Source organism: Halovibrio salipaludis, from assembly GCF_002286965.1.
Taxonomy (GTDB): domain Bacteria; phylum Pseudomonadota; class Gammaproteobacteria; order Pseudomonadales; family Oleiphilaceae; genus Halospina; species Halospina salipaludis.
Map to the genome: position 1 here is coordinate 74,722 of NZ_NSKD01000008.1, position 26,551 is coordinate 101,272.

A 26,551-nucleotide genomic window follows, 5' to 3' on the forward strand; every position below is an offset into this window, starting at 1 on the left:
TGGCCCTGTTGCACAACCGAATTACCCATATGAATCAGGAGTATTAACAATGCCTTTGGACAGTAATTTTACTGACTACAAAGTCGCCGACATCGACCTTGCCGGCTGGGGCCGCAAGGAAATCGCCATCGCCGAGAGCGAAATGCCCGCTCTGATCAAGCTGCGCGAAAAGTATCGCAACCAGCAGCCGCTGAAAGGCGCGAACGTGATGGGCTGCATCCACATGACCGTACAGACGGCCGTCCTGATCGAGACCCTGACCGCGCTGGGCGCCAACGTCCGCTGGTCTTCCTGCAACATCTTCTCCACCCAGGATCAGGCCGCTGCCGCCATCGCCGCTACCGGCGTTCCGGTATTCGCCTGGAAGGGTGAGACCGAGGAAGAGTACGAGTGGTGCATCGAGCGCACCATCGGTGCTGACGTTGACGGCTGGGAACCGAACATGATCCTGGACGACGGCGGTGACCTGACCGAGATGCTGCACGAGAAGTATCCGGAAATCCTCAAGAACTGCCACGGCATCTCTGAGGAAACCACCACGGGCGTTCACCGTCTCGAGCACATGATCGAAGAAGGCAGCCTCAAGGTGCCGGCGATCAACGTGAACGACTCGGTTACCAAGTCCAAGAACGACAACAAGTACGGCTGCCGTCACAGCCTGAACGACGCCCTCAAGCGTTCACTCGACCACCTGATGTCCGGCAAGAAAGCGCTGGTTATCGGCTATGGCGACGTTGGCAAGGGCTCCGCTCAGTCGCTGCGTCAGGAAGGCATGATCGTTCGCATCTCCGAGATCGACCCGATCTGTGCGATGCAGGCGTGCATGGACGGCTACGAAGTGGTTTCTCCCTACATCAACGGCGAGAACAAGGGCACAGCCGACTCCATCAACAAGCAGCTGCTGCAGGACACTGACGTTCTGGTAACCACTACCGGTAACGTTGATGTCTGCGACAAGCACATGCTGGCCGCGGTCAAGTCCGGCGCCATCGTCTGCAACATCGGTCACTTCGACAACGAGATCGATACTGCGTTCATGCGCGAGAACTGGGAATGGGACGAGATCAAGCCGCAGGTTCACAAGATCTACCGTGACAAGTCCAAGGACGATCACCTCTTCCTGCTGGCTGAAGGCCGCCTGGTTAACCTGGGTAACGCCACAGGCCATCCGTCGCGGATCATGGACGGCTCCTTCGCCAACCAGGTTGCAGCACAGATGTACCTGTTCGAGCGCAAGTTCGCCGATCTGCCGGAAGACAAGAAGAAGGACAACCTCTACGTCCGCGTCCTGCCGAAGGAACTGGACGAAGAAGTTGCCCAGTACATGGTCGAAGGCTTTGGCGGCACCATTACCCGCATGACCAAGGAACAGTCCGAGTACGTCGGCGTTCCGGTCACCGGTCCGTTCAAGGCGGAAGCCTACAAGTACTGATCCCACGCGGATTCATCAAGGCGACAGCCGGGGTCTTCGGGCCCCGGCTTTCCCGGTTCTGAATCAGTGGTTGACCGGGCCAGGCGCCCGAAAGGAACAGATCCATGAAAAGTCAGAAGCAGTTCAAGCGACGTTTCAGCTTTGAGTTCTTCCCTCCGAAGAGCGACAAAGGCGCTGAGACTCTGCACCAGACACGCGACAAGCTCGCGACGCTCAAACCTGAATTCTTCTCGGTCACCTTCGGTGCTGGCGGTTCCACCCGCGAAGGCACCAAGAACACGGTGATCGAGCTCAACCAGAAAGGCATCTCGACCGCACCGCACCTGTCGTGCGTCGGCTCGGACAAGGCCATCATCTCCGACCTTCTCGACGCCTATAAAGAAGGCGGCGTGGAACGGATCGTGGCCCTGCGCGGTGATATCCCCTCCGGCATGGGCAACACCGGCTATGGCGAGATGCGTTATGCCAACGAGCTGGTGGAATACATCCGCGAGCACAGCGGCGACCACTTCTCCCTGGAAGTGGCGGCCTATCCGGAGTTCCACCCGCAGGCGCAGAGCGCCGAAGCGGACCTGATGAACTTCAAGCGCAAGGTCGAGGCCGGCGCCAACAGTGCCATCACCCAGTACTTCTTCAACGTCGAGAGTTACTTCCACTTCATCGACCGGCTGGAGAAGATGGGCGTGGACATTCCGGTGGTTCCCGGCATCATGCCGATCGTGAACTTCCAGAAGGTGGTCCAGTTCAGCGAGATGTGCGGCGCGGACGTGCCCCGCTGGATCCGCAAGCAGATGGAAGCCTACGGTGACGACACCGACTCCATCAAACAGTTCGGCGAAGAAGTGGTCACGCGCATGTGCGAGCAGCTGCTCGACGCTGGCGCACCAGGCCTGCACTTCTACACGCTGAACCAGGCGGACCCCAGCATGCGCATCTGGAAAAACCTCGGCCTCGACAACGAGGTACAGGAAAAGATCGCATTCTGAACACCGCCCTTCCATGTAGGAGCAGCCATGGCTGCGACCCGGTCGCGGCTGTAGCCGCTCCTACATCCTCTCCCCGTCATTACAGCCCTTCCATGCCCGGCCCCCGGCCCGTATCATCACTCCCCCACTGATGATTCTGTAAACGATCCACCGGGAGGCAGTCGTGACATCCAACCGCGAGATGATCGAGCGTGACCTGAAGGCCGTCTGGCATCCCTGCACCCAGATGAAGGATCACGAGACCCTGCCGCTGATTCCGTTCAAGCGCGGCGAGGGCGTCTGGCTCTACGACTTCGACGGCAACCGCTACATCGACGCGGTCAGTTCCTGGTGGGTGAACCTGTTCGGCCACGCCAACCCGCGCATCAATGAGGCCATCAACCAGCAGACCCAGCAGCTTGAGCACGCGATGCTCGCGGGCTTCACCCATGAGCCGGTCATCGACCTGTCGGAACGCCTGATCGAGGCCACACCCAAGGGGCTCAACCGCTGCTTCTATGCCGACAACGGCTCCTCCGCCATCGAAGTGGCGCTCAAGATGAGCTACCACTATTTCCGCAACACGGGTAAGCCGCAGAAAAAGAACTTCATCAACATCTCCAACAGCTACCATGGCGAGACCCTGGGTGCACTGGCACTGAGTGACGTGGGCCTCTATCGCGAGACCTACGAACCCCTGCTGATGGAGATGCTCACCGCCCCGGCACCGGATGCCTTCTACCGGGAAAAGGGCGAGAGCTGGGAGGATTACGCCCTGCGCCAGTTCGAGCACATGGAGAAGCTGATGGCCGAGAACGCGGACAACGTCTGCGCCGTCATCGTCGAACCCCTGGTCCAGTGCGCCGGCCATATGCGCATGTACGATCCCATCTACCTTAAAAAACTGCGCGAGGCCTGCGACCGCTACAACATCCACCTGATTGCGGACGAGATCGCCGTGGGCTTCGGCCGCACCGGCACCCTCTTCGCCTGCGAACAGGCCGGGATCTCACCGGATTTCATGTGCCTGTCCAAGGGCCTGACCGCCGGCTACCTGCCGCTGTCGATCACCATGACCACGGACGACGTCTTCGAGGCCTTCTACGACGATTTCGAAACCATGAAAGCGTTCCTGCACTCGCACAGCTACACCGGCAACCCCATCGGCTGCGCCGTGGCGCGGGCGACCCTGGACATCTTCCGGGATGACAACGTCATCGAGAGCAACCGGGAGAAAGCCCGAATCATGGGCGAGAGCGTGGAACACCTGCGCGAGCACCCGCACGTGGGCGACATCCGCCAGCACGGCATGATCCTCGCTATGGAACTGGTGAAGGATAAAAACACCATGGAGCCCTTCCCCTGGCAGGAACGCCGCGGGCTGCGCGTCTACCAGCACTCCATCACCCGCGAGGCCCTGCTGCGGCCGCTCGGCAACGTGACCTACTTCATGCCGCCCTACGTGATCAGCGAGGACCAGATCCGGCACCTGGCCACCGTGGCCACCGAAGGCATCGACAAGGCCACCAGCGACTGAGGCACTGATGCGGATACCCCGGATCCACACCCCGGAGGCTCTGGCGCCGGGCGAGCACACCCTTGCCGGTAACGCCGCCCATCACGCCGGTACCGTCCTGCGCATGAATGCAGGCGACCGGGTGGTGCTGTTCAACGGTGACGGACTGGACTACCCGGCGGAAATCCTCGAGGCCGGCCGCAAGCGGCTCACCGTACACGTTGAGTCGCCCCATGACCCCGGCACCGAATCCCCGCTGGCCATCACCCTGGGTCAGGTCATGTCCCGGGGTGATCGCATGGATTACGCCATCCAGAAGGCCACCGAGATGGGTGTGACCGCCATCCAGCCGCTGGACAGCGCCCGCTGCGAGGTGCGGCTCAACCCGGAACGCGAGCGCAAGCGCCTGAAGAACTGGCAGCAGGTGGCGATCAGCGCCGCTGAGCAGTGTGGCCGCGCCCGGATACCGACCATCCACTCCCCCATGAAACTGGCGGACTGGCTCACGCACTGTGACGACGCTGTCCGGCTCGTCCTCCACCACGAAGGCCAGCCCGTCCGCGGCCAGGACACCACGCCGACCTCGGTTGCCCTGCTCATTGGCCCGGAAGGCGGGCTGGATGACTCTGAGTTCGATGCCGCCGCCGAGGCGGGCTTCGCGCCCCTGGCCCTGGGCCCGCGGGTACTGCGCACTGAAACCGCGCCGGTAGCCGCCATTGGCCTGTGCCAGTGGCTGTGGGGCGACTTCCAATCCTCCGGTAAGGAAACTGCTGAATGACGGACCTGTTCACCAACCCGGAATTCTGGAAATACCTGAGCATCCCGGTGATCGCGGCGCTCATCGGCTGGATCACCAACTGGATGGCGATCAAGCTCACCTTCTACCCCAAGGAATTCATCGGCATCCGCCCCTTTCTGGGCTGGCAGGGCATCATTCCCTCCAAGGCCGAGAAGATGGCCCGCATTGCCGTGGACTCCACCATCGCCAAGATTGGCACTGTCCAGGAGATCTTCGAGTACATCGACCCACGGGTTCTGACCCAGTACATCGTGGACCACACCGTGCCACGCACCGACGAATACGTGGACGAGATCATGCTCGCCGAACACCCCACTTTCTGGGAAAACCTGCCCCAGAAAGCACGGGAGATGGTCTATCAGCGAGTCCGGGACCGTTCCCCCGAACTGGTGGACAACCTGGTTGATGACTTCTCCAACAACGCCGAGGATCTGCTCGACATCCAGAACATGGTGGTCACCCAGCTGGGCGAGGACCGCTCCCTGCTCAACCGCATCTTCCTCGAGTGCGGCGAGAAGGAGTTCCGCTTCATCATCAACTCCGGGCTCTACTTCGGCTTCGCCTTCGGCATCATCCAGATGATCGTCTGGTACTATTTCCAGGCCGGCTGGATCCTGCCCTTCTTCGGGCTTCTGGTGGGCTGGGCCACCAACTGGATCGCGCTCAATTTCATCTTCCGGCCACTCTATCCCGTGAAGATCGGCCCCTTCCGACTGCAGGGCCAGTTCCTGCGCCGTCAGCCCGAGGTGGCCCAATCCTTCTGCCACATCGTCACCCACGAGATCCTGACCGTGGGCAACCTGGTGGATGCCATTCTCAACGGCCCGAAAGCCGACCGCGCCCGCAACCTGGTGCGCAAGCACATGAAAAAGCTGGTGGATGAGACCGCCGGCATGGGCAAGGCCTTCACCCAGATGGCTTTCGGCCCCACCTCCTTCGCCAACCTCAAGCAGCGCGTGGGCGATCTGTCCATCGAGATCGCGAGCGAAACCTTCGACGACCCCATGTTCGCCAACGACCGGGCCGCCGCCGTGGAGGACATCATGCGCCGGCGCATGGAGGAACTCTCACCGGCGGAATTCCAGGAGCTGCTGCGGCCCTGTTTCCAGGAGGACGAGATCAAGCTGATCGCCGCCGGCGCTGCCCTGGGTTTCCTGGCGGGGCTGGCGCAGCTGACCTTCATCTTCGGGGCGACAATGTTTTGAAATTGTTTACATCCTGACCAACGCATAAAGTGAGTGCAGCCGATAGAATCACCTTCCCCTATCCCCCCTCTGACAGGTGAACGATGTCCCTGCGCCGCAGCTCCCGAACCCCGCTGCTCACATCCCTGCTGTTCAGTGTCCTGCTCCTCTCCATGGAAGCACCCGCGCAGACGGAACCCGAGCCACTGGAATTCGGCTATATTCACCTGCCGCCTTTCGGGTACACGGACAGTGAGGGCCAGTCGAAGGGATACCTTGTGGAGCTGGCACGCCAGGTATTCAGTGCCATGGATCAGCCCGTGCGCTTCGTACAGCACCCGGCCACCCGACTCTATCGCCAGATTGACTCCGGCGAGACCGCTTTCACACTGGCAGCAGATGACCTGCACCGACTGAAAAACACCGCGGTCGAGGCCGAAGAACCCGCCATCACCCTCAACCTGACCGTGTACCGCTTCAAGGACACCCAACCCGTCAGCGATGTGGAGCAACTGAAGGGCCATCACGTGGTGCTGATGAAAGGCTACTCCTATGGCGAACTGGGGCGTTTCTTTGAGGCTGAAAGCGATGCCATGCACATCACTGAGGCCCGAACACACCAGTCGGCGCTCCAGATGATCCAGTTCGGACGTGCCGACTACCTGCTCAACTACCAGACGCCAGCGGACACCACCATTGCCCAGCATGGACTCACCGGCCTGGAGAGCGATGTCATCGCTCAACTGGATGTCCATTTCTTCGTCTCAAAGATGCTGGAAAACGCTCAGGCCCTCGCTGATGAATGGGATCAGAACCTGAGAGACATCAAGCGGGACGATCGGCAGCCTTCTAAAGAGTCCTACAACATCAAGAGCCCGTAGACCGGGCTCAATCGCGCCTGATGCTGAACCCGCTCAGAAGCTGATCCATTTCCGTGGCCACGGCGCGCAGCTCGGCCGCGGATTCGCGGGTCTGCCCCGATTTCTCCGCCACGGTCCGGTTCTCATCCGCCGCGGACTGGACACTGCCACTGATCTCATCCGCAGCGGAGGACTGCTGTTCCGCGGCAGCAGCAATCTGCTGGCTCAGGCCACTGAGGTCGTTCACCAGCGTCTCCAGTTCCTGGGCGCCCTCACTGACCCGCTCCATCTGCTGCAGCGCCTCGCCCGAACGGGTGGTTCCCATGTCGATCGCCGCCAGCGCCTGCTCACTGCCCTCGTTGAGCTGGGCCACAATGGATTGCACCTGCTGCGTGAAAGACTGGGTACGCTGGGACAGGCTGCGCACCTCATCGGCCACCACCGCGAACCCCCGCCCGTGCTCACCGGCGCGGGCGGCCTCGATGGCCGCATTCAGAGCCAGCAGGTTGGTCTGGTCGGAGATCTCATTGATCGCACTCACGGCCCCATGGATTTCCGCCACCTGATCGCTCAGCCGGCGGATCACACTGCTCGCCTGCTCCATGGCCTCGTTACTGGCCCGGGTCACCTGGTGGGCCTGATCGGCATCCTGGCGGCTGGCACCCACACGGGCCGCTGCACGGGTGGCCGCCTCGGATCCCTGGGCCGCATTGTCCGCGACGCCCCTGACCGAGGAGCTCATCTGCTCCATGGCCGATGCCGCCTGGGTGGTCTGGCCCTGAAGGTTATCCGCCGCCGCAAGGGTACCCTGGCTGAGCTCATCCACGTTGCCGGAAACGGACTGGAGCCTCCGGGAGAGCCCGGTAGCGTCGCGGACCAGCCCTTCAAACTGCTCCATCAACCGGTCAAAGGCCGTGGCACTGGCATCCTGCCCGCCAGCATCCAGGCGAACACCCAGATCCCCATCCCCGGCAACGCGTTCCACCAGTTCACGCATACGGTGGGTTCGCTCTTTCTCCGCGCCGAGAAGCCGCGCCAGGAACACGAGCACGGAAGCCTCAAACACCACGAAGGCCGCGTGCAGGAAAGCCACCCCCCAGCTGCAGTCATGGCTGAAAATCATCAGTGGCATACCACCGACGGACACGCCCTCCAGCTGCAGTGCCGTCATCACCAGGTGATGGACAGCAATCACGAGGGCACCAGCGACCACCGGCAGCCAGTCCCGGTAGAGAATCACAAAGGCGAGGGCACCAAAGATGTGGAAGTGCATCTCAATGCGCCCCATCTGGGCCTGGATCATGATCGCCGAAAACGCCATGAACGCCGCGGCCACAACGATGGAGAACCCTCGCTGCCCCTTCAGAACGGCGTAGGCGAGGGCCACGAGCAACCCCAGGACCACGGAAGCCGTCAGCGCAAACGCCGTGGTTTCATACCCCCAGGGAATGATCAGCCCTACCACGGGCACATGGGCCAGAAGCAGGCCAAGCATCAGTCTGTCATTGGGCAGGCGTTCATGCGCCTGCTGGTTCAGGGTCGTCATGGGTTACTACTCCCGGAGCCGGTTGTCCTGCCGTCAAGGAAAGCAGATCCAGCAGGATCCGGTCCAAACACAGGGCGAAAGAGGCGTCATGGCTGCCCCGAAGGAAAAGCACTTCAGCAGGGGTCAGCTTCTGATAGGGCCATTTGGATATGGAGTACGCACAGGCTTGCGGGAAGGATCAGCCATTAGACGCTGGACGACCCGGGTTCATCGCACCCAGTCCGCCAGCGTCCGCGTAAGCCGGGCATCCGCAAGCTCTTCCATCTGCGGCGCATCCACAGCCGGCAGACGCGCGAGCAACCCGTCCTCATCCGCCCGGGCGGCGCTGAGGATGTCCACCAGGCAGATCCGGTCCAGGGACCGGGCAGGGATCAGCTCCTCACCATCATCCCCGCCGGGATGGAGGATGCCGGCACGGATCAGCTTGTCGCTCACACGCTGGGTGATGTCCCCGGGAATGCCGAAATCCAGCGCCAGCAGCTCCTGGCGGGGTGGCTTGTCGCCCTGGTCAAAGGCTTTCGCCACGCGCTCCATCAGCGCCAGCGCCAGGCGCTCCTCCACCTGCGGTGACGAGCGCACTTCGCGCCGCGATGAGATGGCCTGCTCGTGCTGGTGGTAGTAGCTGATGCTGGCGCCGGAGAGCAGGATGATCCAGTTGATGTAGAGCCAGATCAGCAGGAGGATGCCGATGGCAAAGCTGGAGTAGATCGCCTCGTAGCGGCTGGCATTCACCGCAAAGGAGGCGAAGGCGAGACTCGCAGCCTGCCAGGCCACACCCGCGACAAGCCCGCCCACGAAGGCACTCTGGAAGCGGACCCGGGTATTCGGCACAAAGGCATAGACAAAGGTGAACGCGATCACCGTGATCAGGAAGGGGGTGGAGCGGCTGACCACGGCGATAAGGGTGCCAAAGGGCTCGATGGCGCTGAGCTGCTGGACGATGTCGGAGCCGAAGACCGTGGCTGAAAGACCAATGCCGGCCACCATCAGGAGCGGGCCGATGGTGATGACGCTCAGATAGTTGGAGAATCGCTGCCCGAGTGAGCGGCCCATGGGGGCGCGCCATACCATGTTGAAGGAACGCTCGATCTTCTGAACCAGAGCGATCACGGTGTAGACCAGCAGAAGCAGACCCACCGACCCGAGCACACCGACCTTGATATTGTCCACGAAGGTGATGACCTGCTCGGCAATCTCGGTCCCCTGCCGCCCCAGGGGTTCGAAGAACTGGTACAGCACTGGCGTGAGCTGGTTGTGCACGCCCATGGCCTTGAGCACGGAAAAGCTCAGGGCCAGCAGCGGCACCATTGAGAGGAGTGTGGTGTAGACCAGGCTCATGGCGTGGAGGTTGAGCTGGCCGGCCATCAGGTCCCGGACCACGGCATAGCCCACACGCAGCTGGCGGCGGATGAAGGCCACGGAGCGGGGGTGCTCGGCGTCCGGCTTTTCCAGCAGCCAGTGTTCCCATTCCTGGAGGCGTGCGGTCAGTTGCTCGGGTATCACGTGCTGCTCCCGTTCATTCGCCGTTGATGGTGGCCACGACCCTGCGGGCGCCGCCGTTATTGCGGTGTTCGCCCAGATAGATGCCCTGCCAGGTGCCCAGAAGCAGCCGGCCCTGCCCGATTGGCAGGCTGAGGGATTCGCCCAGCATCACGGACCGGATATGGGCGGGCATGTCGTCGGGGCCTTCCATTGTGTGTTCGTAGTATGGCGCATTTTCGGGCACGGCGTGCTGGAAGTGGCGTTCCATGTCGCCGCGTACGCTGGGGTCGGCGTTTTCGTTCAGACTCAGGGAGGCGGAGGTGTGCTGGATGAACAGGTGCAGCAGGCCGGTCTGGATGTCGGCGATCTCGGGGACCTGGTCGAGGACTTCACGGGTGATGAGGTGGAAGCCCTTGGATTTCGGGGATAATTGGAGAATGCGTTGCTGCCACATTGATGGATTCCCTTACCCTGAGTTCTCAGTCGCGGTACTATTACGCCTTTAAGCTTTACCATACCAGCGTTCCGGTTTGTTGCGGTAAGGGAGCGGGGAGTCCTGCTCGGGAAACGCTGTAAATACATCCCTGTACGCTGCTCTTCCGCCATCCATGGCTCCAGAGCTTCCCGATCAGGACTCCCCGCTCCCTTACTTCAAACGCCCCGGTTAACGCCAAAGCCTGAAAACAATCAGCAGGATAAAAGAGAGTCACGCCATGGCCGAAGATAATAACCGCCGCTATTCCAGCAACGTCGTCGACGGAGTCGGCAAATCCGCCAGCCGGGCGATGCTCCGGGCGGTGGGGTTCCAGGATGAGGATTTCCAGAAGAACCAAATCGGGATCGCGTCCACCTGGAGCATGGTCACGCCCTGCAACATGCACATCAACAAGCTGGCGGAGCACGCCGGCGCCGGGGCGGATGAGGCCGGTGGCAAGAGTGTGATTTTCAACACCATCACGATCTCGGACGGCATCGCCAACGGCACCGAGGGAATGAAGTATTCGCTGGTGTCGCGCGAGATCATCGCGGATTCGGTGGAGGCGGTGACCGGCTGTGAGGGCTTTGATGGGCTGGTGACGCTCGGCGGTTGCGACAAGAACATGCCGGGGCTGGTCATGGGTATGGCACGGCTGGACCGGCCTTCGGTGTTTGTGTACGGCGGTACCATCCAGCCGGGCGATAACCATACGGACCTGGTCTCGGTGTTCGAGGCTGTCGGGGCCTACACCAAGGGCGACAAGTCGCTGATCGACGTGAAGCAGATCGAGGAGACGGCGATTCCCGGGCCGGGTTCCTGTGGTGGTATGTACACGGCGAACACCATGGCCTCAGCAATCGAGGCGCTGGGGCTGAGCCTGCCGGACAGTTCCGCGCAGAACGCGGTGTCGAAGACCAAGGAAGAGGACTGCCGGGCGGCGGGCGCGGCGGTGCTGGACCTGATCGCGAAGGACATCAAGCCCTCGGACATCATGACCCGCGAGGCGTTCGAGAACGCCATCACCGTAGTTATTGCCCTGGGCGGCTCCACCAACGCGGTGCTGCACCTGCTGGCCATGGCCAACACCATTGGCGTGGAGCTGTCGCTGGATGACTTCACCGAGATCGGTAAGCGCGTTCCGGTACTGGCGGACCTGCGTCCAAGCGGGCAGTACATGATGTCCGAGCTGGTGGCGATCGGCGGCATCCAGCCGCTGATGAAGATGCTGCTGGACCGGGGCCTGCTGCACGGCAACTGCCTCACCGTCACCGGCAGGACCCTCGCGCAGAACCTGGAAGGCGTTGAGCCCTACCCGGAAAGCCAGGACATCATCCACAGCTTCGACAACCCCATCAAACCGGACAGCCACCTGCGCATCCTCTACGGCAACCTCTCCCCCACCGGCGCCGTGGCCAAGATCACCGGCAAGGAAGGCACCCACTTCACCGGGACCGCACGCTGTTACCAGTCGGAGGAGGAAGCGCAGGCGCGGATCAATGACGGCACCGTGCAGGCCGGCGACGTAGTCGTCATCCGCTACGAAGGGCCCAAGGGCGGCCCCGGCATGCGCGAGATGCTCACGCCAACCTCCGCCATCATGGGCCGCGGCCTGGGCAGTGAGGTCGCGCTGATCACCGACGGCCGCTTCTCCGGCGGCAGCCACGGCTTCGTAGTCGGCCACGTCACCCCGGAAGCCGTTGATGGTGGCCCCATCGCCCTGCTCCAGGACGGCGATACCATCACGATCGACGCCGAAACCAACCGGATCGACGTTGATATCAGCGAATCCGAACTGGAGCAACGCCGCGCCCAGTGGCAGAAACCAGCCCCCAAATACCGCCGCGGCGCCCTGGCCAAGTACGCCAAGACCGTCAACTCCGCTTCCGAAGGAGCGGTAACGGATATGCCGGACTAACTGCCACGGCGTTGCCGCAGAAACATCGCGCGGATCGCCTACACAAATACCAGAATCGCCGGAGTGGGGTACGCCTTTCCGGGAGGCTCGATGACAGGGATGCCAGCGTCCAGGGATGGATTCATAGCGGTCCCGGAAAGGCGTACCCCACTTCGGCGCACCCATAGTTCAGAAGCCAGCAATACCACCGCGGACCACCAGCCTCGCCCCCGAAAAGACCAAACCTTAATCCACACCACCGTTCTGAAAGACCTATCCAAACCTGATCACCAGGCCCAGTGCTTACTTCTGCATTCATCGATACTGGTTGCCCGGGTGGCTTACGCCGCCCGGGCAGAGCCGTTATCTCCAGCAGCGTGTATTCCGGCTGAACGAGCCGTATAGTGCTCCAGATTGATGCTGGCGTTGGCATCACGGCACTGGCAGTGGCCGCATTCGCCGCAGTGATAAACCCGATCCGCCAGCGTCAGATCACTTTTGTGGGCGCCGCAATGTGAGCAGAGCTTACTCGACGGATACCACCGATTAGCCACCGTCAGCACGCCACCACGCCAGTCCATCTTGTAGGTCATCTGGCGACGGAACTCGAACGCGCCGACATCAGCGATATGGCGGGCGAGACGCCCATTGGCCATCATGCCTTTGACATTGAGGTCCTCGATGACCACTTCGCTGAAGTGGGTGCTCAGATAGCTGGTCAACTGGTGCAGCGTGTTGGCCCGGATATCGGCAATGCGCTTGTGCAGCCGCGCAATGCGCATCCTGAGCTTGCGGTAGCCGTTGCTGCCTTTGACCTTCTTCGCCAGCCGGCGCTGGTAACGCGCCAGTTTCCTGAGCGCGTTCTGAAGGGGTTTCGGCGACTCCCACTCGGTTACCGGGCCCCGGGAGATCGTGGCCAGGGTCTTGATGCCGAGATCCACACCGCAGCGTGCTTGGCTTTCGCTTGGCAGCGGGCAGAGATCGACATTGAGTGAGAACGCCACAAACCACTTATCCGCCTGGCGCGAGATGGTCATGCCGTTGATGTGGCCACCGTATTTCAGCGGCTCCGCCATGCGCACCCAACCCAGATTGGGAACCTTGAGCCAGTGACCGTCCACCTTGACCTGATCGCCGCCGACATAGAACGAGTCGGTGGCCTTGCCCTTTTTCTTGAACCGCGGCCGGCGCTTTTTCAGGTGCGCGGGCTTGGAGGATTTGAGGTCCTTCATCCAGTCGGAGAAGGCGCGCTGCAGGGCGATGAACGGTTGCTGGGAGGCGTACTTGGTGACCTCGTAGACCCACGGGTAGTCGGTCTTTTTAAGAGCATTGAATTGACGCTTGAGCGCCATTCCCGATGGACGATCGCCTTGTCCATCCCTGAACAACTCATATTGGCGGTTCCACTCCGCCAGCCCCCAGTTCCAGCAGAACCGGGCGGTACCGCTGGCGCGGGCAAAGTAGGTTCTTTGCCGGTTGTTGGGGCGAAGCTGGGTCTTGAAGGCAATGTCCATACCCAGAGCATAACGCACAGAGCTGTATATGCAACCAGTATCAGGCCGCCCGTTTTCGGTTGTTATGGGAACGTTTGCCATAAAGCCGCGCAGAGAACACGGTCATCAGCGTCAGCACATCCTGAGTCAGTTCCTGCTCGAAACTCACGTTCTGGTCATCATCCAGAATCACCACATCGGTCCCCGCCCAACGACAGATCTGGAAGATAAGTTCGTGCCCAAAGCGCACCAGCCGGTCTTTGTGCGTGAGGTACAGTGTTGATACTTCGTGATTCAAAATTGCCGTCAGCAGCCGCCGCAGTCCTGGCTTTTTACAGTTCAGCCCGGAGCCCAGGTCTTCAATGACACCATCACAGACACCGGCCAGCCGACTGGCTTGCGACACCCGATCCGACTTCTGGTCATGCGATGAGCCCCGGGCACATAGCCGACACGCGAGCGTGACTCAACCAATCCCAGGACTTTGCGTACCTGATTGGGAGTGAATCGCCGATGACCGCCGGGCGTACGGAACGCCTCCCGAATCCTCCCGTAACGACACCAGCGCCGGACAGTCACAACCGAGACGCCAACCGCTGAGGCAAACGCACCGATTGAAAGCGGGGAATGGCTGTGTCTGATCATCGGGTTACCCTCCAAAAAATCAGGTTTAACCATTTTTTGGACAACTAGCCAGAGCCCCTGTTCAACACCACCACCGTCTACTAATCTCAGTAGAAAGCACCCCGGCCGCGAACGGGTCACAGAAACGTCAATCAGACTCGCAACCCGCGCTGGCTTACCCATAATTGAAGAAAGAATCCACCGGAACAGAGGCATGATGAACTGACACCATCAGGGGCGAGTGCGGCCAGCGCAGGCACCCACCCCTTACCCAGGTCACAGCAAGGGGGCAAGCATGAGCATACTGCAGCGCTATCAGGACCGTTACGAGGCAACCAAGGAAGAGGAAATGAGCCTCGAGGAATACCTCAGCATCTGCAAAGAGGATTCCTCCGCCTACGCCACCGCCGCCGAGCGCATGCTGCTCGCCATCGGCGAGCCGGAACTTGTCGATACCTCCCGCGACCCACGCCTCTCCCGGATCTTCCAGAACAAGGTCATCAAGCGCTACCCGGAATTCTCCGAGTTCTACGGCATGGAAGAAGCCGTGGAGAACATCGTCTCGTACTTCCGCCACGCCGCCCAGGGCCTGGAGGAGAAGAAGCAGATCCTGTACCTGCTCGGCCCTGTCGGCGGCGGCAAGTCCTCGCTGGCCGAGAAGCTCAAGCACCTGATGCAGAAGGTTCCCTTCTACGCGATCAAGGGCTCGCCCGTGAACGAATCCCCCCTCGGGCTGTTCGACCCGGAAGAGGACGGCCCCATCCTCGAGGAGGAGTACGGGATTCCCCAGCGCTACCTCAAGCCCATCATGTCGCCCTGGGCGGTCAAGCGCCTGCACGAATACGGCGGCGACATCAGCCAGTTCCGGGTGGTCAAGAAATACCCCTCGATCCTGGACCAGGTGGCCGTGGCCAAGACCGAGCCCGGCGACGACAACAACCAGGACATCTCGGCACTGGTCGGCAAGGTCAACATCCGCATGCTGGAGGACTTCAGCCAGGACGACCCGGACGCCTACAGCTTCAGCGGCGGCCTCAACCGCGCCAACCAGGGCATCATGGAATTCGTGGAGATGTTCAAGGCGCCCATCAAGGTGCTGCACCCGCTGCTGACCGCCACCCAGGAAGGCAACTACAACACCACCGAAGGCATGTCCTCGATCCCGTTCGACGGCATCATCCTCGCCCACTCCAACGAGTCCGAGTGGCAGACCTTCCGCAACAACAAGAACAACGAGGCCTTCCTCGACCGCGTTAACATCGTCAAGGTGCCCTACTGCCTGCGTGTGACCGAAGAACAGCAGATCTACGAGAAGCTGCTGCGTGAAAGCTCGCTGGCCGGTGCCCCGTGCGCGCCGGATACCCTGAGTATGCTGGCCCAGTTCACGGTTCTGTCACGGCTGGTGGAGCCGGAGAACTCCAGCATCTACTCCAAGATGAAGGTCTACGACGGCCAGAACATCAAGGACACCGACCCCAAGGCCAAGTCCATCCAGGAGTACCGCGATGCAGCCGGGGTGAACGAGGGCATGGACGGACTCTCCACGCGCTTCGCGTTCAAGATCCTGTCCAAGGTGTTCAACTTCGACACCACCGAGGTGGCGGCCAACCCGGTGCACCTGCTCTACGTTCTGGAGAAGCAGATCGAGCAGGAGCAGTTCCCGCCGGAGACCCACGAACGCTACCTGCGCTTCATCAAGGAATTCCTGGCGCCGGAGTACGTGGAGTTCATCGGCAAGGAGATCCAGACCGCCTACCTCGAGTCCTACTCCGAGTACGGCCAGAACCTGTTCGACCGCTACGTGACCTACGCCGACTTCTGGATCCAGGACCAGGACTACCGCGATCCGGAAACCGGTGAGATGTTCGATCGCGCGGCCATCAACGAGGAACTGGAGAAGATCGAGAAGCCAGCGGGCATCAGCAACCCCAAGGACTTCCGCAACGAGGTGGTCAACTTCGTGCTGCGGGCAAGGGCCAGCAACAACGGCCAGAACCCGTCCTGGCTCAGCTACGAGAAGCTGCGCAGCGTGATCGAACAGAAGATGTTCTCGAACACCGAGGAGCTGCTGCCGGTGATCTCGTTCAACCCCAAGGCCTCCGAGGAGGATCAGCGCAAGCACCAGCAGTTCGTGGACCGGATGATCGAGCGCGGCTACACCGAGAAGCAGGTCAAGCTGCTGGCGGAGTGGTATCTGCGCGTCCGGAAATCCCAGTAGGGTAAGCAGGTGTCTGCATGGGCATGAGTCACGTTGTTGACCGTCGCCTCAACGGCAAGAACAAGAGCGCGGTGAACCGGAACCGGTTCCTGCGCCGCTACCGCAAGCACATCAAGAAGGCGGTATCGGAAGCCGTTCACAACCGCTCCATCACGGACATGGAGCAGGGCGAGCAGGTCAGTATCCCGAGCGAGGACATCCACGAGCCGGTGTTCCACCACGGTGCCGGCGGCAACCGCGAGATGGTCCACCCGGGCAATAAGGAGTTCGTCACCGGTGACCGCCTGCCCAAGCCCGACGGCGGCTCTGGTGGCGGAAGCGGCGAAGGCCAGGCCAGCGACCAGGGTGAGGGCATGGACGAGTTCGTCTTCCAGATCACCCAGGAGGAGTTCCTGGACTTCCTGTTCGACGACCTGGAACTGCCCTTTCTGGTGCGCAAGAAGCTCAAGAGCGCGGACTCGTACCAGTACGTCCACGCCGGCTTCACCACTGACGGCACGCCTGCCAAGCTGAACGTGGTGCGCTCCCTGCGCAAGGCCTACGCCCGGCGCATCAGCCTGGCCGGCAAGCGCAAGCGCCGCATCCGCGAACTGGAAGACAGGATTGCCGCGCTGGAGGCACAGCCGGACTCCGAGGATCCGGCGTTCTCCAAGGAGCGCCAGATCGAAGACTTCCAGGCGGAACTTGATGAACTTCGGCGTCAGGTCAAGCGAATCCCCTGGATCGACGAGATCGACCTGCGCTACCGCCAGCACCGCAGGGAGCCCAAGCCCTCCACCAGCGCCGTCATGTTCTGCCTGATGGACGTCTCCGGCTCCATGACCCAGGTGCACAAGGACATTGCCAAGCGCTTCTTCATCCTGCTGTACCTGTTCCTTCAGAAGAACTACAAGCGCATCGAGGTGGTGTTCATACGCCACCATACGGCCGCCAAGGAGGTGGACGAGGAGGAGTTCTTCTACTCCCGCGAGACCGGCGGCACCATCGTGTCGAGCGCGCTCAAGCTGATGCACCGGATCATTGAGGAACGCTACCCCAGCGACGACTGGAACATCTACGCGGCCCAGGCCTCGGACGGCGACAACTGGAACGACGACTCGCCCATCTGTCGCAGACTGCTCGAGGAGAAGATCCTGCCGATGGTGCAGTACTACTCGTACGTGGAGATCACCCCCCACGAGCACCAGGCCCTTTGGGAGGAGTACGAAACGGTACAGGCGAACTTCCCGGACCGCTTCGCCATGCAGCAGCTGTCGGACGCCAGCGAGATCTACCCCGTGTTCCGCAAGCTGTTCGAGCCCAAAACCGCCTGACGGAGGTGGCCATGACACAACCCATATCCAGCGGCTCCGACTGGTCCTTCGAGCTGATCGAGGAATACGACCGCGAGATCGCCCGCATTGCCGCCGACTTCGGCCTGGACACCTACCCCAACCAGATCGAGGTGATCAGCGCCGAACAGATGATGGACGCCTACAGCTCCGTGGGCATGCCCGTGGGCTACCACCACTGGTCCTTCGGCAAGCAGTTCATGGCCACCCAGAAGGGCTACCGGCGCGGCCAGATGGGGCTGGCCTACGAGATCGTGATCAACTCCAACCCCTGCATCGCCTACCTCATGGAAGAAAACACCATGATGATGCAGGCGCTGGTGATCGCCCACGCCAGCTATGGCCACAACTCCTTCTTCAAGAACAACTACCTGTTCCGCAGCTGGACGGACGCCAGCTCCATCATCGACTACCTGATGTTCGCCCGGAACTACGTGGCCGAATGCGAGGAGCGCTACGGCGTGGAGGAAGTGGAAGCCATCCTCGACTCCTGCCACGCACTGATGAACCAGGGCGTGGACCGCTACAAGCGCCCCGCCCCCATCTCCGCCGAAGAGGAGCGCCGCCGCCAGAAGGAACGCGAGGAATACCGCCAGGAGCAGGTCAACGACCTCTGGCGCACCATCCCCGATATGGGGGGCGACGACGACCCCGAGTCCCAGAAGCGGCGCTTTCCGGCCGAACCCCAGGAGAACCTGCTCTACTTCATCGAGAAGAACGCCCCACTGCTCGAAACCTGGCAGCGGGAGCTGGTGCGCATCGTGCGCAAGATCGCCCAGTACTTCTACCCGCAGCGCCAGACCCAGGTCATGAATGAGGGCTGGGCCAGCTTCTGGCACTACACCATCGTGCACCGGATGTACGAGGAAGGCCTGGTGGACGACGGCTTCATGCTGGAATTCCTGCAGAACCACACCGCCGTGATCTACCAACCGCCATTCGACAGCCCCTACTACTCCGGGCTCAACCCCTACACGCTCGGATTCAACATCTACATGGACCTCAAACGCATGTGCGAGAACCCGACCGAGGAGGATCAGGCGTGGTTCCCGGACATCGCTGGCAGTGACTGGCAGCAGACGCTCGACTTCGCCATGCGCAACTTCAAGGACGAGAGCTTCATCCTCCAGTACCTGTCCCCTAAGGTGATCCGGGATCTCAAACTGTTCGCCATTGCTGACGAGGAAGGCGACGATGCCTACGAGATCAAGGCCATTCACGACGACCGCGGCTACCGGCGCGTGCGCGAGAAGCTCGCGCGCCAGTACAACCTGAGCTACAAGGACCCGAACATCCAGGTCTGGAACGTGAACACCCGCGGCGACCGCTCCCTGCTACTGCGCCACACCCGGGTGGACGGCATCCCCATGGCGGACGACGACACCCAGGAGGTGCTCAGGCATGTGCACCGGCTCTGGGGCTTCGATGTGGTTCTGGAGAGTGTGGACAACGGCGAGGTCAAGGAGCGCTATCGCATGCCGCCCGAGGGCGGCAGCCACAACAACGCCGCCTGATCAGGATCGCAGCTGTAGCTGCTCCTACAGACAACACCCGTAGGAGCGGTCATGGCCGCGACCCTTTACACCATCAGAAACGCAACGACAGACCGCCGATCACCCCGAAGTTACCATCGTAATAGTCCGCTTCCGCCAGCACGCGCACATTGGGCTGCCAGCGGTAGCGGGCAGTACCGGTGAATCCGAGGTAGTCCAGATCGCCGGTGACGTAGCGCGCCGAGGCGCCGATCTCCAGGTCCCGGTGCAGCTGGCGCCGTATGCCGCCGCGCAGGCCCGGCGCGGTGTCATCCGAGCTGACTCCGGAACAGGTCGTCGTTCCCTGGGGCTGCCTGGTAACACACTGCTCGACCTCAACCTCCTGATACTCCAGCGTCAGACCGCCCCAGACATCCGTCCGGTGATCCACCGAATGGCGATACCCACCGCCCCCATGCAATGCCGTGACATCGATATCCCCCGTCAGCGCCTTGAGCCCGCCAAACATGAACCACTGCGTGTTCAGCGCCTGGCTGCCCCGCACCCGGGCCCCCAGCAGAGTCTCACTCTCGAAGTTCGGATACAGTGCCAGACCGGCTTCCGCGTAGGAAAAGGACGGGCCCTGGGCCCAGACAGGCATTGCCAGAACGGCCAGCAACGCCACAAAAAACCTGGATGACATAGTCTTCACTCTCCCTTACTGCCACGGAATACATAGCCTTGAGGATAACGCTCTGTCATGGCGGGAACAGGCTACTACCCCGCAAATGTGTTTCCTGTCACAGGTTTAATTGAACCAACCGCAGCCCCGCGTTTACATTGCTTTTGCAATTCAGCTCGCTACATCATGCATCTCAATACCAAGGAGAGCACCATGAACAGGATTTTCCGTGTTACCACTCTGGCGCTGACAACCGCCGCTGTTTCCACCGGTGCTCTGGCCCAGAACCAGAGCTATAACGAACCCACACGTGGGTTCATGCTCGAGCGCGGCACCACAGCGCCCAACAAGAAAGCAACCGTAGATCTCAGCAGTGGCGGCGATCAGGACTTTGGCGCCGGAGTAAGGCTGGGGCTGCCTGGTTCTGAGCTGGTTCTGAATCACAGCCGGATTTCGCCCTATGAAACCCCTGGCACACCTGCCAACCAAGGACCGGACCCCAGTCCCATCTACCAGAACGAAGCCCTGTTCAAAGTCGGCCTTCGCCCCCTTCAAGTCGGTGATGATGTTCAGGTTGATTGGGCCGGCTATGGCGCTGTTTCCCATTACGATCCCGATGAAGGCAACGAGACTTACACCAACATGGGTGCCGGTGCGGCCTTCACCGCGGAAGTCGACAGGTTCATACTCAATTTCAATCCGGAACTCGTCTATGACGACAGCGCCGAAAATGACGCCAGTGACGTTTTCATGAACCTTGGCGCGGGCGCGCACTACTCACTCCCGGAGACAGAGTTCGGGCGCTTTGAGCCAGGCATTGAGCTCAACCTGACCACCCGGGAGAACTACTATGGCGACAGCGTCGACCCGTCACTGATGATTGGCACCCGCTGGCTTTATAACGAGCGGGTTACGCTGGATATTGCCATGGTCACATCCAACCCAGAAGGCTATCGTACCGATGCCTCCACAGAAGTCAGCATTCCCGGTTACGTACGTCTCAACGTAGCCTTCTGAGACCACCCAGACCGGCGCATCAATGCCACACCGCGGGCGGCTTCGGCCGCCCGTTTTTCATCCATCCAGCGCCGCGCGTGCCGCCTCGCTGTGATAGAATCCTTCCAGTCGACGCCGGACAATCCCCTCCAGCAGGCCACTGGCCTTCAGTGCTTCCAGAGCCTGGGGAAGGACCGCGTCCACTTCCGTCATGATGGTTGACTGGTCAATGTTGAACTCGTTCAGCAGGTCACCCAGGGTGCGGTCGCCATAACGCTCGAACAGCTGGTTCACCACCGTTTCGTAGGCGTTACGGTAGTAATCGCTCTTGCGGAAGGCCAGCCAGTAGTCGTAGCCCATCACCACAAACTCGCTCCACTCCACCTCACCAAGGCCCTGCTCCAGCTCGGAAAGAGGGCGATCGCTGAACGTATCCCAGGCGTCCATCACGCTGGCCTTGATCTCCTCATCCGTAAGCTGCTCCGCGAGGAAGTCCGCGCTGTGGCGGGCGAGTTTCTCAACGTTGCGCGAGATGTAGCCCTTGATGCTCTTCTCCCAGACATCGTCCAGCCCGGAGACGGCCCTGTTGAGCACCTTCGAGCTGAACTTAAGGGCCGAGCTCACCCCCGGCACCCGCCGGCTCAGAAGGTTCTCCTCGTACACGTAGCGCACGATGGCCTCGTACATCAGGTTGGCCACCAGCTCCTTGTACACGGGCTGTTCCAGCATCCGGTCAATCAGCTTCTGGCGCTGCTCCCTGAGAAGCAGCACCTGGTCCACAAAGGCCTCCAGCCGCTGGCGGTCCATCAGATCCCCCGGTGTGGCATCCCGGTGGAACTGCGAGCCGACCACATCCTGGGTAAAGGTCGCCGCCATCTCCGGAATAATGGGCGGCATCTCCCGCTCAACGGTATGGCGATAAATGATGCCATTGACCGTGTCCGCACTGATCACCTCGTTCAGCCGGATGCGGTTGACCGCCTCAAAGGCATGGCCCAATTCCCTTTCCAGGTCCTCACGCAGCGCATCACAGTCCATCCGTGCCATTTCATGCTGCACGTGCGCCTCGAGAAGCCGATCAAGGATCGGGCCTGCATCGTTGTCTGTCATAATCACCCCTTATTCAGGTCCCTGCAGGAGTTGGCTGCAGCACAGAAACAGCAAACCATAGAACACCCTGCATTGCATTTGCCTTTGCGACCGGGACCGGAGGCAAGACCCCCACGTTGACAGGGTGCATCGCAGCGGCTATATCTCTGCTCAGATGAATCAAACCCTTACCGCGCATTCCAGAAAAAGAGGCACCCAATGAATCGACTTCTTCCCGCCGTCGCACTGCTCGCCACCGCCGTTCCCTTCCAGGCGAACGCCAGCGGGGACTATGAGTACCCCTACTCCGGCATTGGGGGCGGCATGGCATCACTGGCGGATACTTGCGATGGCGCCGGCTCAACCTGTGATGACGAAACCAGCTTCTTCCGGGTCTACAGTGGTGCGCGGCTTCTGTCGAACTTCGGCGTGGAAGTAGGTTATACCCAGACTCAGGATTTTGAGCTCATCAATGCCCCAGGAGTCCCGGACCTGGATCTCAGTCTGAGAGGTCTCGATGTCACGGGCTTGATTCACCTGCCCTTGAATAGTCGTTTTGATGTCTTTGCCAAGGTTGGTGGTTTCTTCTGGGAAGGCGAAGCGGACCTTGCAGGCGTTGGGTCAAGCGATGAGACTGGCTCAGATTTCCGCACCGGTCTTGGGGCCCAGCTGGGCCTAACCGAGCATATCTACATACGCGCGGATTACGACTACATTCCAAACGTTGATTATAGTGGTGAAGATGATCTCAGTCTGATCAGCGGGTCCATCCAGTACCATTTCTGATCCCAGCATCTCGGTTTCTCCCCATGGCCCGGACCTGGCTCCGGGCCTAGCGTGTCCTCTGTAGGAGCGAGCGTCGCTCGCGATGCCCTACAGAGCGCCTGCGAGGCAGGCTCCTGCAGTGTTCCGGGAGAGATTTAATGATTGTGGACCGTAACAGCCTCCACAGTGCTGGCCTGTTCGCGCTGCTGTGGCTGGCAGGTCTTTACATGCGGCTGCCCATACTGGTGGCTCCCGCACTGGCGCCGGCCATCGGCGACGAGTTGGCCCTGAGCCAGACCCACATCGGGGCACTAACCACCCTGCCCGTTCTGATGCTCGCCCTGGGGGCGCTCGCGGGGTCGCTTCTGATCATGCGCATGGGCCCGCGTAACGCACTGGCAGCCGCCCTGGCCGTGGTCGGCGTCATGTCAGCAACCCGGGGGCTCGCCCAGGGGCCCGTCCTGTTGTTGGGCGCCAGTGCCGTCATGGGTCTGGCGATTGCCGTCATGCAGCCATCGCTGCCGGCGCTTCTCCCACGCTGGCTCACCCCCACACGCATCGCGCTGGGCTCAGCCTGCTACATGAATGGCATGCTGATGGGCGAGTTCATCGGCGCCGGCCTGACCCTGCCGGTCATCATGCCGCTGACCGGCGACAGCTGGCGGCTGACGCTTCTAGTCTGGTCACTGCCCGCCCTGCTGATCGCACTCCTTCTGATGCTGCCGAAAACCGCCTCCAATGGTGGCGACGACAGCACCCAGTGGTTGCCCAGCCTGCGCGACCCGCTGATGTGGAAGCTTGGCCTGCTGCTGGCCGGCACCGCGTCGCTTTTCTTCGGCACCAACGCCTACATGGCCAGTGTCCTTGAGGACCGCGGCGAGCTCACCCGGTTGGACACCACGCTGTTCAGCTTCAACTTCGCCCAGGTCGCCGCCTCGACAGTGATGCTGTGGATGGCCCGGCACTGGGTCGGCCGGCGCGGCCCGATCCTGTGCAGCGCCGGTCTCAGCGTGGCCGCCATGCTCGGCTTCATACTGGTCGAAGGGTGGCCCGGTGTCGCCTTCGCCGTGGCCATGAGCTTCTTTGCCGGCATCCTGCTCATCCTGATCGTCTCACTGCCACCCCAGCTGGTCCCAAGCGCCGAGGCCGGCCGGCTTTCAGCAGGAACCTTCACCATCGGCTACACCGTGGCGTTCCTCGTACCCCTGGGAGGCGGCCTTCTGGCGGACACCACCGGGGCCGCACTCGCCGCCGTGGGATTCATCACCCTGTGCACAGCACTGACGGTACCTCTGGCACTGCGCCTGAAACTGCCCAACTGATACCGCCAGCCAGCCGAGCTCAGGCCAGCCGCGCCCCATCCGGCACCGGCTTGTCCGGTACTGCCAGTACCACCGCGCCGTCCTCACGATGTAGGCCGGTGACCAGGCACTCGGAGCGGATGGGGCCGATCTGCTTGGCCGGGAAGTTCACCACCGCCAGCACCTGGCGCCCCTCCAGCTCCTCGCGGGCGTAGAGATCCGTGATCTGGGCGCTGGATTTGAGAACCCCGAGTTCTGCCCCGAAATCCACGCGCAACTTGTAAGCCGGGCGCCGGGCCTGCGGAAAGTCCTCGACCTCAACAATGGTGCCGGCCCGGATCTGAACCCGTTCGAAATCACCCCACTCAATGGTCTCCATTACAGCTCTCTCCAGAGTCAATCCAGGAGCCACGGATTATACCCGGAGCCGGTCCCTATCAGCACGATTAACTCCGCCCATGCCGCTTCCGGTATAATGGGTACCACTCAGGTGGAATACCTGACATATCTACTCAGGTATTGTACAATCAATCTCCAAAAGAAGGCTGGACGTAGAAGCCAGTAATCGCGTCACTCGCGGAAATCCGCTTCAGAAGACGCTTTTCAAAGGGGTTGGATGAATTCCGGCAAGACACTGCACTGCACAGTCTTCCCCGAATTTATCCGTTCATGAAAGGCCGGCGCCAAACGCGCCAGGCCCAGAACCAGTGGAGTTGCAGCCATGGCCGAATCCAATAAGCCCGAAGACTTCGTCAAGCACGAATACGAAGCCGGCTTTGTCACCGACATCGAATCGGACACCTTCGAACCCGGCCTGAACGAGGACGTCATCAAGCGCCTGTCCCAGATCAAGGGCGAGCCTGAATGGATGCTCGAATGGCGCCTGGAAGCCTATCGCCAGTTCCAGGAAATGACCGAACCGAACTGGCAGAAGGTCAACTTCGACCCCGTGGACCTGCAGTCCATCTCCTACTACTCCGCGCCCAAGAAAGACACGGATAAGCCGCAGAGTCTGGACGAGGTCGACCCCGAGCTGCTGCGCACCTATGAAAAGCTCGGCATCCCGCTGCATGAACAGAAAGCGCTCGCCGGTGTGGCCGGCGCCGGCACCCCGGCCGAAGCTGAAGCCAGCAGCGAGGGCGGCGGCGCCTACAGCAACGTCGCCGTGGATGCGGTCTTCGACTCCGTCTCCGTGGTCACCACCTTCAAGGAAAAGCTGGCCGAAGCCGGCGTCATCTTCTGCTCCATCTCGGAAGCCCTGCAGGAGCATCCGGAACTGGTGAAGAAGTACCTGGGCTCCGTCGTGCCCCGTGGCGACAACTACTTCGCCTCACTCAACTCGGCAGTGTTCAGTGATGGCTCCTTCGTGTACGTGCCCAAGGGCGTCAAGTGCCCCATGGAGCTGTCCACCTACTTCCGCATCAACGCCGAGAACACCGGCCAGTTTGAGCGCACGCTGATCATCGCCGACGAAGGCGCCTCCGTGAGCTACCTCGAAGGCTGCACCGCGCCCCAGCGCGACGAAAACCAGCTCCACGCCGCCGTGGTCGAACTGGTGGCGCTGGACGACGCCGAGATCAAGTACTCCACGGTCCAGAACTGGTACCCCGGTGACGAGAACGGCAACGGCGGTATCTTCAACTTCGTCACCAAGCGCGGCATGGCGCGTGGCAGGAACTCCAAGATCTCCTGGACCCAGGTCGAAACCGGCTCCGCCGTTACCTGGAAGTACCCCAGCTGCGTGCTCAAGGGCGACAACAGCGTCGGCGAGTTCTACTCCGTGGCGCTGACCAACAACTACCAGCAGGCCGACACCGGCACCAAGATGATCCACCTGGGCAAGAACACCCGCAGCACCATCATTGCCAAGGGCATCTCAGCCGGCCACAGCGACCAGAGCTACCGCGGCCTGGTGAAGTTCCAGCCCACCGCCGAAGGCGCGCGCAACTTCACCCAGTGCGACTCGCTGCTGATCGGGGATAAGTGCGGCGCGCACACCTTCCCCTACATCGAGAACAAGAACAGCTCCGCCACGGTGGAACACGAAGCCACCACCTCCAAGGTGAGCGACGAGCAGATGCTGTTCTGCCGCCAGCGCGGCATCGACCCGGAACAGGCCGTGTCCATGATCGTCAACGGCTTCTGCAAGGAAGTCTTCAAGGAACTGCCCATGGAGTTCGCCGTCGAAGCCGGCAAGCTGCTGGAAGTGAGCCTGGAAGGCTCCGTCGGCTAAAGCGCCCCACCCGGCGTCCCGCAACGAGTCAGAAACCGGGTGGTGGGGGACGTCGATCCGGGAAGCTCGGTCGCCAGGGATGGCGACCGCGCAGCGTCCAGGGATGGATTCATAGCGATTCCCGGAGCGACGTCCCCCAGCGCCCGGAGCAGGAATTCATCAGTCTTGAACAACTGTAAACAGGTATAGAG

Annotated in this window: 22 protein-coding genes and 1 pseudogene; 14 read left to right on the top strand and 9 right to left on the bottom strand. The window is 61.5% G+C overall.

What is annotated here, in order from left to right; genetic code table 11:
- The first annotated feature begins 49 nt into the window (after positions 1-49).
- From ahcY to CK501_RS14250, 6 genes are all read left to right on the top strand, one after another.
- Entirely contained in the window at positions 50-1,432 is a 1,383-nt protein-coding gene (gene ahcY / locus CK501_RS14225) for an adenosylhomocysteinase (RefSeq protein ID WP_095618409.1), read from the top strand.
- A 104-nt stretch (positions 1,433-1,536) separates the two neighbouring features.
- Entirely contained in the window at positions 1,537-2,418 is an 882-nt protein-coding gene (gene metF / locus CK501_RS14230) for a methylenetetrahydrofolate reductase [NAD(P)H] (RefSeq protein ID WP_095618410.1), read from the top strand.
- A 163-nt stretch (positions 2,419-2,581) separates the two neighbouring features.
- Positions 2,582-3,934, top strand: coding sequence for an adenosylmethionine--8-amino-7-oxononanoate transaminase (locus CK501_RS14235; RefSeq protein WP_198949538.1), 1,353 nt, complete (start codon positions 2,582-2,584; stop codon positions 3,932-3,934).
- 7 nt (positions 3,935-3,941) lie between these two features.
- Positions 3,942-4,691, top strand: coding sequence for a 16S rRNA (uracil(1498)-N(3))-methyltransferase (locus tag CK501_RS14240; protein WP_095618411.1), 750 nt, complete (start codon positions 3,942-3,944; stop codon positions 4,689-4,691).
- Positions 4,688-5,917, top strand: coding sequence for a DUF445 domain-containing protein (locus CK501_RS14245; RefSeq protein WP_095618412.1), 1,230 nt, complete (start codon positions 4,688-4,690; stop codon positions 5,915-5,917). The genes CK501_RS14240 and CK501_RS14245 overlap by 4 nt, the downstream gene beginning before the upstream one ends.
- Positions 5,918-6,000: 83 nt before the next feature.
- A complete protein-coding gene (locus tag CK501_RS14250) occupies positions 6,001-6,777 on the top strand; it encodes a substrate-binding periplasmic protein (protein WP_095618413.1) in 777 nt (258 codons plus the stop codon).
- A gap of 7 nt (positions 6,778-6,784) precedes the next feature.
- Here the strand turns inward: CK501_RS14250 and CK501_RS14255 are convergent, their stop codons facing one another.
- From CK501_RS14255 to CK501_RS14265, 3 genes are all read right to left on the bottom strand, one after another.
- Entirely contained in the window at positions 6,785-8,302 is a 1,518-nt protein-coding gene (locus CK501_RS14255; protein WP_095618414.1) for a methyl-accepting chemotaxis protein, read from the bottom strand.
- A gap of 207 nt (positions 8,303-8,509) precedes the next feature.
- Positions 8,510-9,805, bottom strand: a complete 1,296-nt coding sequence (locus tag CK501_RS14260) for a YihY/virulence factor BrkB family protein (protein WP_198949539.1) — start codon at positions 9,803-9,805, stop codon at positions 8,510-8,512.
- 13 nt (positions 9,806-9,818) lie between these two features.
- A complete protein-coding gene (locus CK501_RS14265) occupies positions 9,819-10,238 on the bottom strand; it encodes a secondary thiamine-phosphate synthase enzyme YjbQ (RefSeq protein ID WP_095618415.1) in 420 nt (139 codons plus the stop codon).
- Positions 10,239-10,497: 259 nt separating this feature from the next.
- On the opposite strand from CK501_RS14265, the gene ilvD reads away from it, so the two are divergent.
- The gene (gene ilvD / locus CK501_RS14270) at positions 10,498-12,177 is read left to right on the top strand and encodes a dihydroxy-acid dehydratase (protein WP_095618416.1); all 1,680 of its coding nucleotides are present in this window, start codon (positions 10,498-10,500) and stop codon (positions 12,175-12,177) included.
- A gap of 320 nt (positions 12,178-12,497) precedes the next feature.
- Here ilvD and CK501_RS14275 read toward each other — a convergent pair whose 3' ends face one another.
- From CK501_RS14275 to CK501_RS17275, 3 genes and pseudogenes are all read right to left on the bottom strand, one after another.
- A complete protein-coding gene (locus tag CK501_RS14275) occupies positions 12,498-13,670 on the bottom strand; it encodes an RNA-guided endonuclease InsQ/TnpB family protein (RefSeq protein ID WP_158223127.1) in 1,173 nt (390 codons plus the stop codon).
- Positions 13,671-13,710: 40 nt separating this feature from the next.
- Positions 13,711-14,085 (bottom strand): annotated as a pseudogene (locus CK501_RS16890) (IS607 family transposase); the annotation flags it as partial.
- Positions 13,989-14,489 carry a MerR family DNA-binding transcriptional regulator gene (locus CK501_RS17275; RefSeq protein WP_408607576.1) on the bottom strand — a complete coding sequence of 167 codons (501 nt, stop codon included), beginning with the start codon at positions 14,487-14,489 and terminating at the stop codon, positions 13,989-13,991. The gene CK501_RS17275 and the pseudogene CK501_RS16890, both read right to left, overlap by 97 nt.
- A 79-nt stretch (positions 14,490-14,568) precedes the next feature.
- Here CK501_RS17275 and CK501_RS14285 point away from each other — a divergent pair, with 79 nt between their 5' ends.
- From CK501_RS14285 to CK501_RS14295, 3 genes are read left to right on the top strand one after another with little or no spacing between them, the layout of a single operon-like run.
- The gene (locus tag CK501_RS14285) at positions 14,569-16,491 is read left to right on the top strand and encodes a PrkA family serine protein kinase (RefSeq protein WP_095618418.1); all 1,923 of its coding nucleotides are present in this window, start codon (positions 14,569-14,571) and stop codon (positions 16,489-16,491) included.
- Positions 16,492-16,514: 23 nt separating this feature from the next.
- On the top strand, positions 16,515-17,804 hold the full coding sequence (locus CK501_RS14290) for a YeaH/YhbH family protein (protein WP_198949542.1): 1,290 nt from the start codon (positions 16,515-16,517) through the stop codon (positions 17,802-17,804).
- Between the two features lie 11 nt (positions 17,805-17,815).
- Positions 17,816-19,336, top strand: coding sequence for a SpoVR family protein (locus CK501_RS14295; RefSeq protein WP_095618420.1), 1,521 nt, complete (start codon positions 17,816-17,818; stop codon positions 19,334-19,336).
- A gap of 73 nt (positions 19,337-19,409) precedes the next feature.
- Here the strand turns inward: CK501_RS14295 and CK501_RS14300 are convergent, their stop codons facing one another.
- Positions 19,410-19,997, bottom strand: a complete 588-nt coding sequence (locus CK501_RS14300; RefSeq protein WP_095618421.1) for a hypothetical protein — start codon at positions 19,995-19,997, stop codon at positions 19,410-19,412.
- 192 nt (positions 19,998-20,189) lie between these two features.
- On the opposite strand from CK501_RS14300, the gene CK501_RS14305 reads away from it, so the two are divergent.
- Positions 20,190-20,993, top strand: a complete 804-nt coding sequence (locus tag CK501_RS14305) for a hypothetical protein (RefSeq protein WP_095618422.1) — start codon at positions 20,190-20,192, stop codon at positions 20,991-20,993.
- Between the two features lie 57 nt (positions 20,994-21,050).
- Here the strand turns inward: CK501_RS14305 and CK501_RS14310 are convergent, their stop codons facing one another.
- On the bottom strand, positions 21,051-22,082 hold the full coding sequence (locus tag CK501_RS14310; protein ID WP_095618423.1) for a hypothetical protein: 1,032 nt from the start codon (positions 22,080-22,082) through the stop codon (positions 21,051-21,053).
- 198 nt (positions 22,083-22,280) lie between these two features.
- Between CK501_RS14310 and CK501_RS14315 the strand changes: the two genes are divergently transcribed.
- Both CK501_RS14315 and CK501_RS14320 read left to right on the top strand, forming a co-directional pair.
- The gene (locus CK501_RS14315) at positions 22,281-22,847 is read left to right on the top strand and encodes a porin family protein (RefSeq protein ID WP_095618424.1); all 567 of its coding nucleotides are present in this window, start codon (positions 22,281-22,283) and stop codon (positions 22,845-22,847) included.
- Positions 22,848-22,984: 137 nt separating this feature from the next.
- Complete coding sequence (locus CK501_RS14320) at positions 22,985-24,148, top strand: MFS transporter (protein ID WP_095618425.1); 1,164 nt, start codon at positions 22,985-22,987, stop codon at positions 24,146-24,148.
- 19 nt (positions 24,149-24,167) lie between these two features.
- On the opposite strand, the gene CK501_RS14325 is transcribed toward CK501_RS14320, so the two are convergent.
- Positions 24,168-24,506, bottom strand: coding sequence for a tRNA-binding protein (locus CK501_RS14325; protein WP_095618426.1), 339 nt, complete (start codon positions 24,504-24,506; stop codon positions 24,168-24,170).
- A 342-nt stretch (positions 24,507-24,848) separates the two neighbouring features.
- Here CK501_RS14325 and sufB point away from each other — a divergent pair, with 342 nt between their 5' ends.
- Positions 24,849-26,360, top strand: coding sequence for a Fe-S cluster assembly protein SufB (gene sufB / locus CK501_RS14330; RefSeq protein ID WP_095618427.1), 1,512 nt, complete (start codon positions 24,849-24,851; stop codon positions 26,358-26,360).
- Positions 26,361-26,551 lie beyond the last annotated feature (191 nt).